Below are 16,107 nucleotides of genomic sequence, written 5' to 3' on the forward strand. Positions count from 1 at the left end.
TCAGGTCTCGACCGAGAATCGCACCCGATGCTGAAGCTGGATCACAAAGCCAAACTCCTCCTCCTGGTCGCGGCCTGCGCGCTCGGATGCGCTTCGCCCGTTCTGGCGCTGGATGAGGCCAAGCCGTCGAAGCCGCTCAACCTGCTGTCGTTCGCGCGTGCCCGCGCGCCCGGACCGCAGAAGCCGTATCCGGCGGCCTCGTCGATACCGGGCGACAATGCGTCGTTCCGGGCGACGGCGTGGGCCGCCGAAGATTCCGGACCTGCGATCACGGGGGCCGTGCCGGCTCCCGAGAAGCCCGCGCCAGCGCCCGCAGTCGCGCCCGCGCGCCCGGCCAAGCCGGGCAGCGTCACGGCGCCGCCGAAGCCCGCACCGGCACAGGCTGCCGTACCTGCGGACAATGAGGTCGCCCTGTTCTGCAGCAATGTCGCCGACCCCGCCGTCGATGCGCGGCTGGCCTGGCAGCTCAGGGAGCTGGAGAAGGCCGAGACCCAGCTCCGGGAGCGGATCGCCGAGGTCGAGGCCAAGCGCGCCGAATACGAGAAGTGGATGGCGCTGCGTGACGACTTCCTGAAGAAGGCCGAAGCCAGCGTCGTCGAGATCTATTCGCGCATGAAGCCGGATGCCGCGGCGACCCAGATCGCCGGGATGGCGGACGAGACCGCCGCCGCCGTGCTTGCAAAACTCAGTCCGAGGAGCTCGAGCGCGATCTTCAACGAGATGGAGACGGCACGCGCGGCGCACCTTGCCGATCTGCTCGGCGGAATGCGTCGCGTGGATGACGGAAAGACCAAATAGATGAAGAATCTGATCCTCATCCTGCCGCTCCTGATGCTGACCGGGTGCATCGGCGATCCCGCGGAAGTGCTGACCGGTCCGCGACTGTCGCCGGTCGGCACCGGCCTGAGGACACAGGCCGATCCGATTCCGGTGACGCCCCGCATGCGTACGCCCGTCAGCTATCGCTCGACCTGGGACGACGGCACGGATCTCTATCGCGATCCCCGTGCCCGGCGCACCGGCGACGTCGTGACCGTCATCATCTCGATGCAGGACAAGGCCAAGCTCGACAACAAGACCGATCGTTCGCGCGATTCGCAAATCAAGTTCGGGCTGGATTGGCTGATGGACGTCGCCGGATGGCAGGACAAGGGCTCGACCAGCGCCAATCTGAACACCAACACCCAGATCAAGGGGAACGGTCAGATCGATCGTACCGAAGACATCAAGCTGTCGATTGCCGCCATCGTCACCGACGTGTTGCCCAACGGCAATATGATGATCAGCGGCTCGCAGGAGTTCAAGGTCAATACCGAGATGCGCGTGCTCAACGTCGGCGGCATCGTGCGTCCGCGCGATATCTCGCGCACCAACACGATCTCCTACGAGAAGATCGCTGAGGCACGCGTGGCTTATGGCGGTCGCGGAAATCTGTCTGACGTGCAGCAGCCTGGATGGGGACATCGGATCTATGACGCCGTGGCACCATTCTGAGAATCGCGCCGACCGCGCCGCGCCGCGAGGGCAGGGGACGTGATGCGCCTGATTGCGGCCATTGTGGTGCTGACCCTGATCGCGATCGGTGCGGGCGCGGTTGCCGGCCTGCAGCTGTTCGCGGCCGCGGAGCGCGCCGCCGACGCGAAGAAGAGCGCCACGCCGCCGCCCCTTGCCACGAGCTACGCCGGCAGCGCACGGCTGAGAAAGCTGTCCCCGATCGTGACCAATCTCGCCGCGCCGGCCAACAACTGGGCCCGTGTCGAAGCCTCCATGGTGACCGATAGCATGAGCGACGAGGATGCCGGCATCCTGGCCGCCCATATCAGCGAGGACATCGTGACCTATCTGCGGTCGGCATCGGTTGGCCAGTTCGAGGGATCGCGCGGGCTTCAGCATCTCCGCGACGACCTGACGGAGCGGGCCAATATCCGCTCGTCGGGCAAGATCCGCGAATTGATCATTGAGACCTTGGTGATTCAGTGAGAGTGAGAGTCCTGCTGCTCGCGTTGGTTCTGGTCGTGCTGCCCGAGGTGGCGCTGGCCCAGATTCCGGACCTCAACTCGCTGCTGCCGCCGGGCAACGGCTCGACCAGCGGCCGCATCATCCAGCTGATGGCGGTGATCACGGTGATGTCGGTGGCGCCGGGGCTGCTGATCATGGTGACGAGCTTCACGCGATTTGCGGTGGCGCTGTCGTTCCTGCGCTCCGGTCTCGGCCTTCAGACCACGCCGGCCAATCTGGTGCTGATCAGCCTCGCGCTGTTCATGACCTTCTACGTGATGGCGCCGACCTTCGACCGCGCCTGGGAAACCGGCGTCCAGCCGCTGATGAAGAACGAGATCTCGGAGGAAGAGGCCTATCTGAAGATCACCGATCCGTTCCGCGAGTTCATGCTGGCCCATGTCCGCGACAAGGATCTCCAGACCTTCGAGGCACTCGCCGCGGAGAGCTTCCGCAAGAAGTTCGACGACAAGCGCATCGACATGCGCGTCATCATTCCGGCCTTCATGATCTCCGAGCTCAGGCGTTCGTTCGAGATCGGATTCCTCATCATCCTGCCGTTCCTGGTCATCGACATGATCGTGGCGACGCTGACCATGTCGATGGGCATGATGATGATGCCGCCGACGATCATCGCGCTGCCGTTCAAGATGCTGTTCTTCGTGTTGATCGACGGCTGGAACCTGCTGGCCTCCGGACTGGTGCGGTCGTTCTCGTAGCGACCGCGATCGCCGGCCGGTTATGGTTAGCGAAAAGTGCCGGTCTATGGTTAGCAGAGGGTAATGTTAACTATATGATATTACAGCGAAATTCAAGCCGATCTTAATCTCGGCGCAAGATTCGACGTGCTAGCAATGCGGCACGGCGGGTTGGACCCCACCCACATCAGTCCAAAGGCATGATGCCGCCCCTCCGTACCGGTGAAAGCCCGGTATGTCCCCTCGTGAAAATGTAACGCGTACATCAAAGGGACATTCGCAATGTCAAGCCTGCTTACGAACTCGACCGCCATGACCGCGCTCCAGACCCTGCGGTCTGTCAGCTCGCAACTCTCCACCACGCAGAACCGGATCTCGACCGGCCAGCGCGTGGCCACCGCTTCCGACAACGCCGCCTACTGGTCGATCGCAACGTCGATGCGCGCCGACAACGCCGCGCTCTCCGCCGTCTCCGACTCGCTCGGTCTGTCGGCTGCGACGGTCGACACCGAATATACCGCTCTGACCACGGTTATCGGCAACAAGGACTCCGGCCTGACCAAGCTGCAGGCGCTGCTGGTCGAAGCCAAGACCGCTGGTATCGACCGCACCAAGATCCAGGCGGACGTCACCCAGATCCAGCAGCAGATGAAGGCGACAGCCAATGCGGCGACCTTCAACGGCGTGAACTGGCTGAGCACGACCGCCACCACCCCGGCGACCGTGAACCTGGTGTCGTCGTTCTCCCGAGTCGGCAGCACGCCGACCACGGGCTCGATCACCCTGACCACCGCCAACTACTCGCTCTACACCGCGACCCAGGGCGGCTTCCTGGACAAGGTGAGCGGCGCGGCGTCGATCGACACGCTCAGCATCTCCGCGCTGACCGACTCCGCGGCTGACCAGACCACGCTCGACGGCTATATCACGCAGGTCACCGCTGCGATCAACTCGGTGGCTTCGGCCGCCGCCGACCTCGGCGCCGTCAAGACCCGTATCTCGACCAACACGGACTTCGTGAAGTCGCTGATGGACTCGGTTGATCGCGGTATCGGCCAGCTCGTCGACGCCGACATGAACCAGGAGTCCACCCGCCTGGCGGCCCTCCAGGTCCAGCAGCAGCTCGGCGTGCAGGCGCTCTCGATCGCCAACAACAGCAGCCAGAGCATCCTGTCGCTGTTCCGCTAAGCCTTAGACCATCTGGGGAGGGCCGCGCTTCTCGCGAAGCGCGGCCCTTTCGTTTGGTGTGTTGCCGCGCGCACGCCGCAAATTCGGCTGCCCTGTTGCAGTCCGGGCACAGAGCCACAAGCCTCGCACAAGCTTCGCGCGCTATCGTCGCCGCTACGACAGGTTGGGCCTGCTTTTTCGCCGCCCAAAGGCATGACGCCGCCCTGTCGTACCGGTGCAAGCCCGGTATGTCCCCAAAAACAGTTCAATCTTCAAAGGGACATCAAAAATGGGTTCAAGTCTGCTCACCAACTCGTCTGCAATGACTGCGCTGCAGACCCTCCGCAATGTCAGCTCGCAGCTCGCGACCACGCAGAACCGGATCTCGACCGGCCAGCGCGTGGCCACTGCTTCCGACAACGCCGCCTACTGGTCGATCGCAACGTCGATGCGCGCCGACAACGCCGCGCTCTCCGCCGTCTCCGACTCGCTCGGTCTGTCGGCTGCGACGGTCGACACCGAATACACCGCTCTGACCGCGGTTGTCGGCGACAAGACCGGCGGCCTGACCAAGCTCCAGGCGCTGCTGGTCGAAGCCAAGACCGCTGGTATCGACCGCACCAAGATCCAGGCCGACATCACCCAGATCCAGCAGCAGATGAAGGGTACCGCCAATGCGGCGACCTTCAACGGCGTGAACTGGCTGAGCACGACCGCGACCACGCCGGCGACCTTCAACCTGGTGTCGTCGTTCTCGCGCGTCGGCGGCACGCCGACGATCGGGTCCATCACCCTGACGATCGCCAACTACTCGCTCTACACCGCGACCCAGGGCGGCATCCTGGACAAGGTGAGCGGCGCTGCATCGATCGACACGATCAGCATCGCGGCGCTGACCGACTCGACGGCTGACATGACCACGCTCGATGGCTACATCGCGCAGGTCACGGCCGGGATCAACTCGGTGGCCTCGGCCGCCGCCGACCTCGGCGCCGTCAAGAACCGCATCTCGACCAACACGGAATTCGTCAAGACCCTGATGGACTCGGTGGACCGCGGTGTTGGTCAGCTCGTCGACGCCGACATGAATGCGGAATCGACCCGCCTTCAGGCCCTGCAGACCCAGCAGCAGCTCGGCGTTCAGGCGCTCTCGATCGCCAACCAGAACAGCCAGAGCATCCTGTCGCTGTTCCGCGGCTAAGCCTCAAAACCATCCGGGAAGGCCGCGCTTCTCGCGAAGCGCGGCCTTTTTATTTGGCGTACGCTCGTCACGCGTCGTGACCTCCTGGCTCACCGTGTTGCGGTCCAGCCACGTCGCCACAAGCCTCGCACAAACTTCGCGCGCTATCGTCGCCGCTACGACAGGTTGGGCCCGCTCTTCGGCCGCCCAAAGGCATGATGCCGCCCCGCCGTACCGGTGCAAGCCCGGTATGTCCCCAAAATCAATTCAATCCGTTTCAAAGGGACGTCAAGAATGGCCTCGAGCCTGCTTACCAACTCCGCTGCAATGACCGCGCTCCAGACACTCCGGAGCGTCAGCTCGCAGCTCGCGACCACGCAGAACCGGATCTCGACCGGCCAGCGCGTGGCCACCGCTTCCGACAACGCCGCCTACTGGTCGATCGCGACGTCGATGCGCGCCGACAACGCCGCGCTCTCCGCCGTCTCCGACTCGCTCGGTCTGTCGGCTGCGACCGTCGACACCGAATACACCGCTCTGACCGCGGTTGTCGGCGACAAGACCGGCGGCCTGACCAAGCTGCAGGCGCTGCTGGTCGAAGCCAAGACCGCTGGTATCGACCGCACCAAGATCCAGGCCGACATCACCCAGATCCAGCAGCAGATGAAGGGTACCGCCGATGCGGCAACCTTCAACGGCGTGAACTGGCTGAGCACGACCGCCGCCACTCCGGCGACCTTCAACCTGGTGTCGTCGTTCTCGCGCGTCGGCGGCACGCCGACGATCGGGTCCATCACCCTGACGATTGCCAACTACTCGCTCTATACCGCGACCCAGACCGGTATCCTGGACAAGGTGAGCGGCCCGGCGTCGGTCAACACGATCAACATCTCCGCGCTGACCGACTCGACGGCTGACCAGACCACGCTCGATGGCTACATCACGCAGCTCACCACTGCGATCAACTCGGTGTCCTCGGCCGCCGCCGACCTCGGCGCCGTCAAGAACCGCATCTCGACCAACACGGAGTTCGTCAAGACCCTGATGGACTCGGTGGATCGCGGTGTCGGTCAGCTCGTCGACGCCGACATGAATGCGGAATCGACCCGCCTCCAGGCCCTTCAGACCCAGCAGCAGCTCGGCGTTCAGGCGCTCTCGATCGCCAACCAGAACAGCCAGAGCATCCTGTCGCTGTTCAAGTAAGCTTCGGCTTTGGAAACAACCGTGCTCCCCCGGGAGCACGGTCCCTGCCATGACCGGCGGGTGTGGCGGCACAAGATGTGCCCGTAATGGAAGTTCTTCCGACGCCAGACGTCATGCAACACGCCGCAGCCGATTGCGCTGCCATGCGCTCGTGCGCCTGCTTGTTGCTGCTGAGTTGATCGCGTCGTCCAGGATTCTTGTAAAATTGCAACGCCTCGCCCGCGAACCGACACATTCGTCTCCTTGCGCAACCTTCAGACAAGGTTGGCAGCGGAGTGTCCCATACGTTCGCATTGGTACGAGGTCACATGCTGCTCAGTCGTGCGCAGGTACAGCAACTGCTCAACAATCTGCTGGAGCTTGGGCCGCGGCGCCTGATGGCCTTGGGACTGATCGGCTTTGCCGTTCTCGTCACCGTCGTCGGCGGCGCCTATTATCTGAGCCGGCCTGAGTTCGAAACGCTCTATACAGGCCTGAATCGCGAAGACGTGACGCGCATCGGCGCCGCGCTGCGCGAGCAGAATATCACATTCGACGTCAATACGGCCGGCGACGCCATCTCGGTGCGCCCGAGCCAGACCATGCAGGCGCGGATGCTGCTTGCCGAGAAGGGGCTGCCGACCAGCGCCAATTCCGGCTACGAGCTGTTCGACAAGATCGGCTCGCTCGGCCTTACCTCGTTCATGCAGGAGGTCACCAAGCTCCGGGCGCTCGAAGGCGAGATCGCGCGCACCGTGCAGTTGATGAAGGGCGTCAAGGCGGCGCGGGTGCATATCGTGATGCCGGTGCGCGGCTCGTTCCGGGCGACGCAGCAGCCGCCTTCGGCGTCGGTCGTACTGCGCACCGACGGCGCGATCGAGGCGCGCACGGCGCAGTCGATCCGCCACCTCGTCGCGGCGGCCATTCCCGGCATGAGCCGCGACAAGGTGACGGTGCTGGATGCCGATGGTTCGATGCTGCTCGCCGAAGAGGACGAAGCCAGCGCGGCCCCGACCAAGATGGCGAGCCTCCAGAAGACGGTCGGCGGGATGGTGCAGGAGAACATCCGCAAGGCGTTGACGCCATATCTCGGTCTGGACAATTTCGAGGTGAGCGTCGCGCCGCAGCTCTCCACCGACAAGCGGCAGACCAACGAGACGGTCTACGACCCGGAGAGCCGCGCCGAGCGTTCGGTCCGGAACGTGCGCGAGAAGGAATCGTCGCAGAATGCGGACCGTTCGACGCCGACCACGGTGCAGCAGAACCTGCCGGACCAGCAGGTGAATAGCGGCGGCACGAAGAATTCCAGCGAGGACAAGACCCGCCGCGAGGACGTCACCAATTTCGAGGTGTCGTCCAAGACAACGACGACGGTGAGCGACGGCTATTTGGTCAAGAAGCTCTTCATCGCCGTGCTGGTCAACCGCGCGCGGCTTGTCGCCGATCTCGGCGACAAGAGCAATCAGGCGATCGTCGACAGCAAGCTCGCCGAGATCAGCCAGCTCGCGGCGACGGCAGGCGGACTGGACAAGCAGCGCGGCGACCAGATCCAGGTGACGGCCGTCGACTTCATCGAAGGCTCGCGCGAACTGGCGCCGGTGCCGCCGATCAGCTTCGTCGAGATGATCAACAAGCAGCTCGGCAGCGTCATCAACGCGGTCACCATCCTGGCCGTTGCCTCGATGCTGGTCTGGTTCGGCCTTCGCCCCGCGGTCAACGGCATTCTGACGCATCGCGCAGCGCAGGAGCAGACCGAGGCGGCCGAGGCCGCCGAGCTTGAAGCTGCAACAGCCCTTGCACTGGCCGACAGTCAGGACCCCGAGCTCAACCTCGTCGAGGATCTCGAAGGCAAGATGCAGCGGACGCCGCAGAAGCGGCTGGAGCAGATCGTCCGGCTCGATCAGATGCAGGCGGCAGCAATCCTTAAAGACTGGATGCGACGCGAGGAGGCAGCATGAACGCGGCTATCGGAAAACTCCTGACGCAGTTCGACGCGAATGGGCGGGCCAAGTCTCCGCCGCCGCCTCCGCCCCCCAAGATCCAGGATGTGCTGACAAGGCCGATGGAGGTGCGGCGCGAGCCTCAGCCTCAGCCGCCGCGTCAGGTCCAATCGCAGCCGCAGCTTCAATCGCCGCTTCCGGCGCCCGAGGCGGAAGCTCCGTCGGCCAATCTTCTCGAAGATGCCTATCGTCGCGGTCACGCCGCCGGTGTCGCGGAAGGCGATGCTAGGGTCGCCGAGGAGCGCGTTCGCAGCGCGATCCGGCTCGGCGAGGAGCGGGCCAAATGGTCCGACCAGCAGGCGGCCACGATCGTGGGCGGCTTCGAGACGGCCTGCCGCGAGATCGAAACCAACATCGCAAGCTCGGTTGCGCGGATATTGCTGCCTTTCCTCGCCGACGCCGTCCGTGACAAGGCGATCGGATCGCTGGTCGAGCAGATCGCAACGCTGACCGGCAATTCGCCGGTGCCGGTGTTCAAGATCACCGGCCCGGGCGAATTGCTCGATCTGGTGCGCTCGCAGCTCCAGACGGCCCGGCGAACCGGGATTGAATACGAAGCCGCCGAGACTTTCGAGGTCCGCGTCGTCGCAGACCAGACCGTGATCGAGACGCAGATTGCGGCGTGGAGCGAACGTCTGAACGAGGCGCGCCGGTAGTCCGCCATGGAAGAAGTCAAGCACGAGCTGGTGATCATCCGCAGGCGCAGCGCCTTCGCCGAGGAGGCGCATCACGGTGGCGTCTGGAAGATCGCGTATGCGGACTTCATGACCGCGATGATGGCGTTCTTTCTGGTCATGTGGCTGCTCAATGCGCTCAACCAGGACCAGAAGCAGGTGGTCGCGAGCTATTTCAACCCGATCAAGCTCGCGGAGAACGCACCCGCTCCGAAGGGCCTCAAGGATCTCAGCAAGAAGGAGCCGACGCAGTTCGAAGGCCAGGACGGCAAGCGTCAGCCGGCCGGGCCGAACGAAGAACGTCGCGGAGACTCGCCGACGGCGGAGAAGCCTGCCTCCTTCGAAGAGAAGGTTCTGTTTCGCGATCCCTACGCGACGCTTGCCGAGATCGCCAACAGCGCGAACCAGTCCTCGGGCCAGCGCCGCGCCGGCGCGCTGACCTCCGCCGAAGAGGACGGCCTCAAGGGCGGCGATGCCTACCGCGATCCCTTCGATCCCGGCTATTGGAAGTTGGCGCCGCAGACGTCCAAGGATGCGGATCACTTCGTCGACAGCGAGCCAAAGCCGAACGCGTCCGCGCGCGACAATGCGTCCGGGACAGGTCAGGGCGAGCCGCAGGCGCAACGTGCCAAGCAGGACGATGCCGGCGGTAGCGTGGCTCCAAACGCGGACGCGTCGTCTGCAAGCCTGTCGCCGCTGCTGCCGCCCGGGCCTGCGCTTTCGCAGGCTCAACGCGATGGCAGTGCTCAGGCGAATGCGCCGCAACCGGGCGCCCAGGCTGGCGCTCAAGCCAATGCCGCCGCGCAGCCACGCCCCGGCGATCAAGCAAAGAATTCCGAATCGCGCGATGCGGCACAGACCCAGCAGCCGACCGTCAAGCAGCTACAGTCCGCGATCGTGGATGCGCTGTCGGACATCAAGGCCGGTGCGGGCCCGGTGGCCGAGGTGCGCCAGGTCGAGGAAGGCCTTCTGATCAGCCTGACCGACGATGCGAGCTTCGGAATGTTCGCGGTCGGCTCGGCCGAGCCGCGGCCTGAGCTGATCCGCGTGATCGACAAGATCGGGCCGCTACTGACGAAGCGCCAGGGCATGATCATCGTCCGCGGCCACACCGACAATCGGCCTTACAAGTCCGAGAATTACGACAATTGGCGGCTGTCGACCGCGCGCGCGCAGATGGCTTACTACATGCTGGTTCGCTCCGGCGTCGATGCGCAGCGGATCGAGCATGTCGAAGGCTACGCCGATCGGCGGCCGAAACTGACGAACGATCCAGCTGCCGCCCAGAACCGCCGGATCGAGATCCTGGTCCGGGAGAAGCGCCCTTGATCAGGCCGCTCCTGCGCGCCGCGCTGCTGCTGCTGCCGTTCACGACGGTATGCGCGCTTGCCGATCCGGCACCGTCCCCGGCATCGACCTCGGGCGAGCCCTATGAGCTCGTGCGCACCTTGCAGGCGGTGCAGGATGGCATTGCCCGCGGCGACACCGCGGCGCATGGCAGCCACATCGCGCTGACCCGGCAGGTCGGCGAAAAGTTCCTCGCCGCCGATCCGAGCGTGTGGAGCAATGCGCAGAACGGCCAGGCCGTCATCATCTATTTGCTCAGCGGCGGCGGGCCGCAGGTCGTCCGAAAGCTGCCGCGCGACAAGCTGAACGTCGACGAGCGGCTGTTCAACGGTGCGCTGGCCTATGTCGAAGGCCGCCAGGACGAAGCGCGCGAACTGCTCAAGGACGTTAAGCCGCGCACGTTGCCAACGGGCCTGGGCGGACAGGTCGCGCTGGTCCAGGGCGCACTGTTCGCGCGCGCCGAGGCATCGCTCGCGATCGAGCGTCTGGACGACGCGCGGCTGCTGTTGCCGGGCACGCTGGTGGAGGAGGCGGCACTGCGGCGCGAGATCCTGCTGGTCGGGCAGGCCGAGGATTTCGACAAGTTCGAGTTCCTGACGCTCGCCTATATCCGCCATTACCGCAACTCGGTCTATGCCGGGGACTTCTGGCAGCGCTTCGCCTCCGGCCTGACGCAATCGAGCATTGCTCTCGACGAGCGCCGCTTTGCGCGGATCGTCACTCTGCTGGAGCAGATCGACCGGGCGAGCCGCCTCAAGCTTTATCTCGTGATCGCGCGCACCGCGATGGTGCATGGACGGCTGGCGGTGACCCGGCTTGCAGGCGAGCGTGCGCTGACGCTCAGCGCCGACGCGTCGGAGGATCGCGAGCGCGCGCATTTCTTCCGCGGCGTCTCGCGGGCGCTCACTGACGAGTATGACGGCGGTGTCGCCGAGTTGAAGGCCCTCGACCGCTCGAAGTTGCCCGAGCGCGACGTTCCGTTGCTGAATGCGACGTTGCAGCTCGCACTCGATGTCCGCAAGCCGTTCGCGGGTGGATCCACCGCCGCCGCCGACAAGCCTCCGGTCACGCCGGCGCGTCTCGATCTCGCCGCGTCGACCGAGACGCTTGCGCGCGCGCGGAAGCAGCTCGGCGAACTCGAACGCCTTACCAGGGATCGCCCATGACGAAGCTCAGTGGAACCTCCGGACAGGTCTTTTCGGGTCTCGCCGAAAGCCTCAACGTGCGCGGCGCATCGCGCTCGGGAAAATCCGCCGGAACGAAATCGCCGGCAGATTCGTCGTTCAACGATCTGCTGCACACCGTCTCGAATCTCGCGAAGCGGGCGCTCAACGACGAGGGCGGCAACACGAGCGCGAAAGCCGGATCGTTGCGCACGCACCTCGCGCGCCCGGCCGACAAGGACAAGACGGTGCGGGAACGCACCGAGGCGGATGATGAACCCGAACCCATTCGCAAATCGTCCGACGAGAAAACTGAAAAATCGCCGGAGACGCAAACTCCGGTCGACCACGGCGCGAAGACCGAAGTTTCGGCCCGATCGAGCATTCCGGCGGTCGTCGAACAGCAGTTCGCCGCCGTGCCGGCCGTGAAGCCGCAGCTGCAATCGCCGGCGGGCGACAAGAAGGACGCGCCTGCGCGCGACGAGCGCTCTGCCACGACGAAGCGTGAGGTCCAGGGCACCGCGAAGGTCACGTCTGCCGAGCCCGCGCCGCCGGCTGCCGCTTCAACGGGCACGCGCTCGCAGGCCGCGCCTTCGCAGGCGGCGGCAGCCGCGCAGCAAGCCAGCGATGCGTCCTCGAAGGCAATGCCCGCGACGCAAGGCTTCGAGGCCGTCACGGCCAATGTCGAACGCGCCGTCAAGGCCTCGGCGCGGGACGCATTGCCCGAAGCGACCAAGGTCACCGTGGTCCAGCAGGAGACCCATCTGCCGCCGGCGCAGTTCAGCGCCACGCAGCAGGTCGCCAACGCAGTCGTCGCCGAGCTGAAGGAATCGCCGGCTCCGACGGCGTCCACCGCCGCCGATCTCGCGACGTCGCAGACCAAAGCGCCTGAGCCGCTCAAGATCCTGACGATCAATCTCGAACCGCCGGCGCTCGGCAACGTCACGGTACGCCTTCGCCTCGTCGGCTCGGAGGTTTCAGTTCACCTCGCGGCCGCGCGCAAGGACACCAGCCTGATGCTGGATCAGCAGCGCGAGTCGATCCGCGATCTCATGCAGTCGGCGGGCTATGTCGCCGACGTCGCGCCCGTGCAGCACGGCTCGCTGGACGGATTCCAGAGCGGCTCCGGCCAGCCGCAGCCGCAGCTCTCCGGCCAGCAACAGCCATCGTCGCAGTCGCAAGGCACGTTCGGCGGCGCCGGCACGTCGTCCGGGCAATCGGACGGCGGTGCGAAGCAGGCCCGGCAGGAGCGCCAGTCCAACGAGGAGACGCGTCATGACCAGGACGTGGGGCCGCATACTCGCCGCGGCCCTGTTTATCTGTAGCGCGGGCGCCGCGGCAGCGGCGACCGACAACGCGCGCCCTTGCGAGCGCGAGATGGCGCGCGCGTCCCAGCAGCATGGGATCCCGCTCGGCATTCTCTATGCGGTCGGCCTCACCGAGACCGGACGGCGCGGTTCGCTCCACCCTTACGCGCTCGGCGCCGACGGCCAGACCGTGTTCGCCAAGGACATGAACGACGCGATCGCGAATTTCGAGACGATGCGCGGCAAGGGCATCAAGCTGATCGACCTCGGCTGCATGCAGATCAACCATTATTATCACGGCGACAAGTTCACGTCGGTGCGCGCGATGTTCGATCCCGCGAAGAACGTCGAATACGCCGCACGCTTCCTGAAAGAGCTGAAGCAGCGCGAGGGCAGCTGGACCATGGCGGTCGCGCGCTACAACGCAGGCCCCAACAATCAGCCCGCGCAGAAGCGCTACGTCTGTCACATCGTCGCTCATCTCGTCTCCAGCGGCTTCGGCGCGTGGACCGACAAGGCGCGCTCGTTCTGTCAGCCGAAGACGACGTGACCGCTACCACCTGAAAGTTGTGCACGGATCCCAATCATCAGCTCCGCGCAAGCAAGAACCCGCATTGTAGATACAACCTGACAAAGGAGCCTACTTCATGAGCCTGTATGGTGTTATGCGCACCGGCGTTTCCGGAATGAGCGCGCAGTCCAACAAGCTGTCGACGGTTTCGGACAACATCGCGAACGTCAACACGACCGGTTACAAGCGGGCTTCGACGGAATTCTCGTCACTGATCCTGAAGAGCGGCTCCGGCAATTACGACTCCGGCGCCGTCGAGACGACGGTTCGCTACGCCATCAGCGACGCGGGACACACGCAGTTCACCACGTCGACCACGGACCTCGCCGTGCAGGGCAACGGCTTCTTCGTGGTGTCGAACGCCGCCAACACGCAGCAATATCTGACGCGCGCCGGCTCGTTCGTGCCGGACGCCCAGGGCAATCTGGTCAACGCGGCCGGCTACTACCTCCTGGGCCAGCCCGGTAAGGTGACCAATTTCTCGCAGAACAGCCTGTCCGGCATGCAGATCGTCAACATTGCCCAGGTTTCGCAAGTGCCTGTGCCGTCGACGGCGGGAACGCTCACGACCGGCAATCTGGATCCGAAAGCGGCTGTGATCGCCGGTCCGCCCGGGCCGGCGTCATATTCGTCGAAGAGCTCGATCGTGGCCTACAACAATATCGGCCAGGCCGTTACGCTCGACGTCTACATGTCCCACACGGCGACGGCCGCCGGCTCTGACACCTGGCAGCTTCAGGCTTACAACTCCGCGACAGGTGCGTCGGTTGGTGCCGCCACCACTTTCACCTTCGATACGACCGCAGCCGGCAAAGGCACGCTGGCCGCGGCGAGCCCGACGACTCTCGCCCTCACCGTTCCCGGCGGTGCGGCGATGAGCCTGGACCTGTCGAACATGACGCAGGTCGGAACCGACTTCAGCTTCAAGGCGACAGTCAATGGCAGCGTTCCATCGGCCATCGACAAAGTCGATGTCGACGATTCGGGCTTCGTGACGGCGATCCTCAAGAACGGTCAGCAGCTGACGCTCTACACCATCATGCTCGCCGACGTCGCGAGCCCCGACAACCTGACGCCGGAGCCCGGCAACGTCTATTCGACCAACATGAATTCCGGCAACGCGCAGGCCGGGAATGCCGGTACCGGCGGTCTCGGCACTGTCCAGTCGGGCGCGCTGGAGGACTCCAACGTCGACCTCGCGGACGAACTCACCGGGATGATCGAGGCGCAGCGCGGCTTCACTGCGAATTCGAAATCGTTCCAGACCGGCGCCGATCTTCTCGACGTCGTCGTCAACCTGAAGCGCTGAATCCTCAAGCGCTCATTCCGGGCAAGAGCAAATCATGTCCCTTACCGCTGCTCTCGACTCCGCTCGTGCGTCGCTCATGGCGTCGGGTATCCAGTCGTCGACGATCTCGCGCAACATAGCCGGTGCCAGCGCCGCCGGCTATTCGCGCAAGATCGCCGTGCTGGACAATCTCCCTGGGGCCGGCGTCTATGTGGCGGCGATCCAGCGCGCCGCGAGCTCGGGTCTCTATAATAACGTCCTGATCGCGACGTCTGGGTCCGCCAAGCAGAATGCGATCCTGGACGGTCTTCAGAAGATATCGGCCTCGACTGTAGACGATCCCGAGCTTGGGCAGTCGCCGGCCGCCCAGCTCAACAAGCTGAAGCAGGCGCTCCAGCAATATGCCAACGCCCCGGACAACACCACGCTGGCGCAGGCGGCGGTCACGTCCGCCAAGGACATGGCGACCGCGCTCAACCAGGCCACCAAGACCGTGCAGACGGTGCGCCAGGGAGCGGACGCCGACATGGCGACTTCGGTCGGGAATATCAATCAGCTCCTGACCCAGTTCGATAAGGTCAACACCGCGATCGTGAAGGGGACGATCGCCGGTGACGACGTCACCGATTATCTCGACCAGCGCGACAACATTATCTCGAAGATGTCGCAGGAGGTCGGCGTCTCGATGACGCTGCGCGCCAACGGCGACGCGGCGCTCTACGCCGACAGCGGCGTCGTGCTGTTCGACAAGACGGCGCGCTCGGTCAGCTTCGCGGCGACCAACATCTATACGCCCGGGACCACCGGAAATGCTGTCTATATCGACGGTGTCCCGGTCACCGGCGCCAATTCCGTGATGCCGATCAAGACCGGCAAGCTCGCTGGCCTCGCCCAATTGCGCGACAACGCCACGGTCACGTATCAGAGCCAGCTCGACGAGGTCGCACGCGGCCTTGTCGAATCCTTCAAGGAGGTCGACCAGTCCGGCGCCGCGCTGCCCGACCGGCCCGGCCTCTTCACCTATCCCGGCTCACCCGCGATGCCCGCAAGCGCGACCGTCTCGGTCGGCTTGGCCGGCTCGATCAGCGTTGCCGCGTCGGTCGACCCGGCCCAGGGCGGCAATCCCAACCTGCTGCGTGATGGCGCGATCAGCGGCAACGTTGCCTACAGATACAACACCACCGGCAATGCCGGTTACTCGACCAGGCTGCAGCAGCTCATCGGCAACATGGATGCGTCGCAGCCGTTCGATGCAACCACGCAAGGCAAGCCGAGCGGCAGCTTGATCGACTTCGCTGCGTCGTCGACGAGCTGGATCGAAAACCAGCGCAAGGCCGCGGACGACAACGCCACCTACCAGAACACGCTGCTCGACCGCAGCTCCGCGGCGCTGTCGAACGTCAGCGGCGTCAACATGGACGACGAGATGTCCTTGATGCTTCAGGTCGAACGTACCTATTCGGCGTCGTCGAAGATCATCTCGACCGTCGACCAAATGTTGCAGAGCCTGCTGGCCGCCGTGGGGAATTAAG

At 64.8% G+C, this 16,107-nt stretch carries 15 protein-coding genes; all 15 read left to right on the forward strand.

The features are described 5' to 3' along the window. Positions 1 to 27 precede the first annotated feature (27 nt). Entirely contained in the window at positions 28 to 798 is a 771-nt protein-coding gene (locus tag AB7Z56_RS07685) for a MotE family protein (RefSeq protein ID WP_063981300.1), read from the forward strand. Beyond that, the gene (gene flgH, locus AB7Z56_RS07690) at positions 799 to 1,494 is read left to right on the forward strand and encodes a flagellar basal body L-ring protein FlgH (protein ID WP_028153467.1); all 696 of its coding nucleotides are present in this window, start codon (positions 799 to 801) and stop codon (positions 1,492 to 1,494) included. Positions 1,495 to 1,536: 42 nt separating this feature from the next. Beyond that, the gene (locus AB7Z56_RS07695; RefSeq protein ID WP_063986114.1) at positions 1,537 to 1,980 is read left to right on the forward strand and encodes a flagellar basal body-associated FliL family protein; all 444 of its coding nucleotides are present in this window, start codon (positions 1,537 to 1,539) and stop codon (positions 1,978 to 1,980) included. Next, entirely contained in the window at positions 1,977 to 2,717 is a 741-nt protein-coding gene (gene fliP, locus AB7Z56_RS07700; RefSeq protein WP_071909955.1) for a flagellar type III secretion system pore protein FliP, read from the forward strand. Before AB7Z56_RS07695 ends, fliP begins: the two co-directional genes overlap by 4 nt. A gap of 261 nt (positions 2,718 to 2,978) precedes the next feature. Next, a complete protein-coding gene (locus tag AB7Z56_RS07705) occupies positions 2,979 to 3,884 on the forward strand; it encodes a flagellin N-terminal helical domain-containing protein (RefSeq protein ID WP_135216098.1) in 906 nt (301 codons plus the stop codon). 268 nt (positions 3,885 to 4,152) lie between these two features. Further along, complete coding sequence (locus AB7Z56_RS07710; protein WP_063981303.1) at positions 4,153 to 5,064, forward strand: flagellin N-terminal helical domain-containing protein; 912 nt, start codon at positions 4,153 to 4,155, stop codon at positions 5,062 to 5,064. A 273-nt stretch (positions 5,065 to 5,337) separates the two neighbouring features. Then, positions 5,338 to 6,246, forward strand: coding sequence for a flagellin N-terminal helical domain-containing protein (locus tag AB7Z56_RS07715; protein WP_063981304.1), 909 nt, complete (start codon positions 5,338 to 5,340; stop codon positions 6,244 to 6,246). Between the two features lie 308 nt (positions 6,247 to 6,554). Further along, positions 6,555 to 8,183, forward strand: a complete 1,629-nt coding sequence (gene fliF / locus AB7Z56_RS07720; protein WP_063981305.1) for a flagellar basal-body MS-ring/collar protein FliF — start codon at positions 6,555 to 6,557, stop codon at positions 8,181 to 8,183. Then, positions 8,180 to 8,881 carry a hypothetical protein gene (locus tag AB7Z56_RS07725; RefSeq protein WP_063981306.1) on the forward strand — a complete coding sequence of 234 codons (702 nt, stop codon included), beginning with the start codon at positions 8,180 to 8,182 and terminating at the stop codon, positions 8,879 to 8,881. The genes fliF and AB7Z56_RS07725 overlap by 4 nt, the downstream gene beginning before the upstream one ends. Before the next feature lie 6 nt (positions 8,882 to 8,887). Next, complete coding sequence (locus AB7Z56_RS07730; protein WP_063981307.1) at positions 8,888 to 10,228, forward strand: MotB family protein; 1,341 nt, start codon at positions 8,888 to 8,890, stop codon at positions 10,226 to 10,228. Next, positions 10,225 to 11,412 carry a chemotaxis protein gene (locus AB7Z56_RS07735; protein WP_063981308.1) on the forward strand — a complete coding sequence of 396 codons (1,188 nt, stop codon included), beginning with the start codon at positions 10,225 to 10,227 and terminating at the stop codon, positions 11,410 to 11,412. The genes AB7Z56_RS07730 and AB7Z56_RS07735 overlap by 4 nt, the downstream gene beginning before the upstream one ends. Further along, the gene (fliK, locus tag AB7Z56_RS07740; protein ID WP_283017532.1) at positions 11,409 to 12,734 is read left to right on the forward strand and encodes a flagellar hook-length control protein FliK; all 1,326 of its coding nucleotides are present in this window, start codon (positions 11,409 to 11,411) and stop codon (positions 12,732 to 12,734) included. Before AB7Z56_RS07735 ends, fliK begins: the two co-directional genes overlap by 4 nt. Continuing rightward, positions 12,685 to 13,266, forward strand: coding sequence for a transglycosylase SLT domain-containing protein (locus tag AB7Z56_RS07745; RefSeq protein WP_063981310.1), 582 nt, complete (start codon positions 12,685 to 12,687; stop codon positions 13,264 to 13,266). The genes fliK and AB7Z56_RS07745 overlap by 50 nt, the downstream gene beginning before the upstream one ends. 97 nt (positions 13,267 to 13,363) lie before the next feature. Then, complete coding sequence (locus AB7Z56_RS07750; RefSeq protein WP_063981311.1) at positions 13,364 to 14,596, forward strand: flagellar hook protein FlgE; 1,233 nt, start codon at positions 13,364 to 13,366, stop codon at positions 14,594 to 14,596. Positions 14,597 to 14,630: 34 nt separating this feature from the next. Further along, complete coding sequence (flgK, locus tag AB7Z56_RS07755) at positions 14,631 to 16,106, forward strand: flagellar hook-associated protein FlgK (protein ID WP_063981312.1); 1,476 nt, start codon at positions 14,631 to 14,633, stop codon at positions 16,104 to 16,106. Position 16,107 lies beyond the last annotated feature (1 nt).

It is taken from the genome of Bradyrhizobium sp. 482_C4_N1_8 (assembly GCF_052075965.1).
Classification (GTDB): Bacteria; Pseudomonadota; Alphaproteobacteria; order Rhizobiales; family Xanthobacteraceae; genus Bradyrhizobium; species Bradyrhizobium barranii.

Excerpts from the sequence above, each read along its gene's own strand:
- AB7Z56_RS07685 (WP_063981300.1), top strand. The coding sequence starts at position 28 with ATGCTGAAGCTGGATCACAAAGCCAAACTCCTCCTCCTGGTCGCGGCC.
- flgH (WP_028153467.1), top strand. The coding sequence starts at position 799 with ATGAAGAATCTGATCCTCATCCTGCCGCTCCTGATGCTGACCGGGTGC.
- AB7Z56_RS07695 (WP_063986114.1), top strand. The coding sequence starts at position 1,537 with ATGCGCCTGATTGCGGCCATTGTGGTGCTGACCCTGATCGCGATCGGT.
- AB7Z56_RS07705 (WP_135216098.1), top strand. The coding sequence starts at position 2,979 with ATGTCAAGCCTGCTTACGAACTCGACCGCCATGACCGCGCTCCAGACC.
- AB7Z56_RS07710 (WP_063981303.1), top strand. The coding sequence starts at position 4,153 with ATGGGTTCAAGTCTGCTCACCAACTCGTCTGCAATGACTGCGCTGCAG.
- AB7Z56_RS07715 (WP_063981304.1), top strand. The coding sequence starts at position 5,338 with ATGGCCTCGAGCCTGCTTACCAACTCCGCTGCAATGACCGCGCTCCAG.
- fliF (WP_063981305.1), top strand. The coding sequence starts at position 6,555 with ATGCTGCTCAGTCGTGCGCAGGTACAGCAACTGCTCAACAATCTGCTG.
- AB7Z56_RS07725 (WP_063981306.1), top strand. The coding sequence starts at position 8,180 with ATGAACGCGGCTATCGGAAAACTCCTGACGCAGTTCGACGCGAATGGG.
- AB7Z56_RS07730 (WP_063981307.1), top strand. The coding sequence starts at position 8,888 with ATGGAAGAAGTCAAGCACGAGCTGGTGATCATCCGCAGGCGCAGCGCC.
- fliK (WP_283017532.1), top strand. The coding sequence starts at position 11,409 with ATGACGAAGCTCAGTGGAACCTCCGGACAGGTCTTTTCGGGTCTCGCC.
- AB7Z56_RS07745 (WP_063981310.1), top strand. The coding sequence starts at position 12,685 with ATGACCAGGACGTGGGGCCGCATACTCGCCGCGGCCCTGTTTATCTGT.
- AB7Z56_RS07750 (WP_063981311.1), top strand. The coding sequence starts at position 13,364 with ATGAGCCTGTATGGTGTTATGCGCACCGGCGTTTCCGGAATGAGCGCG.
- flgK (WP_063981312.1), top strand. The coding sequence starts at position 14,631 with ATGTCCCTTACCGCTGCTCTCGACTCCGCTCGTGCGTCGCTCATGGCG.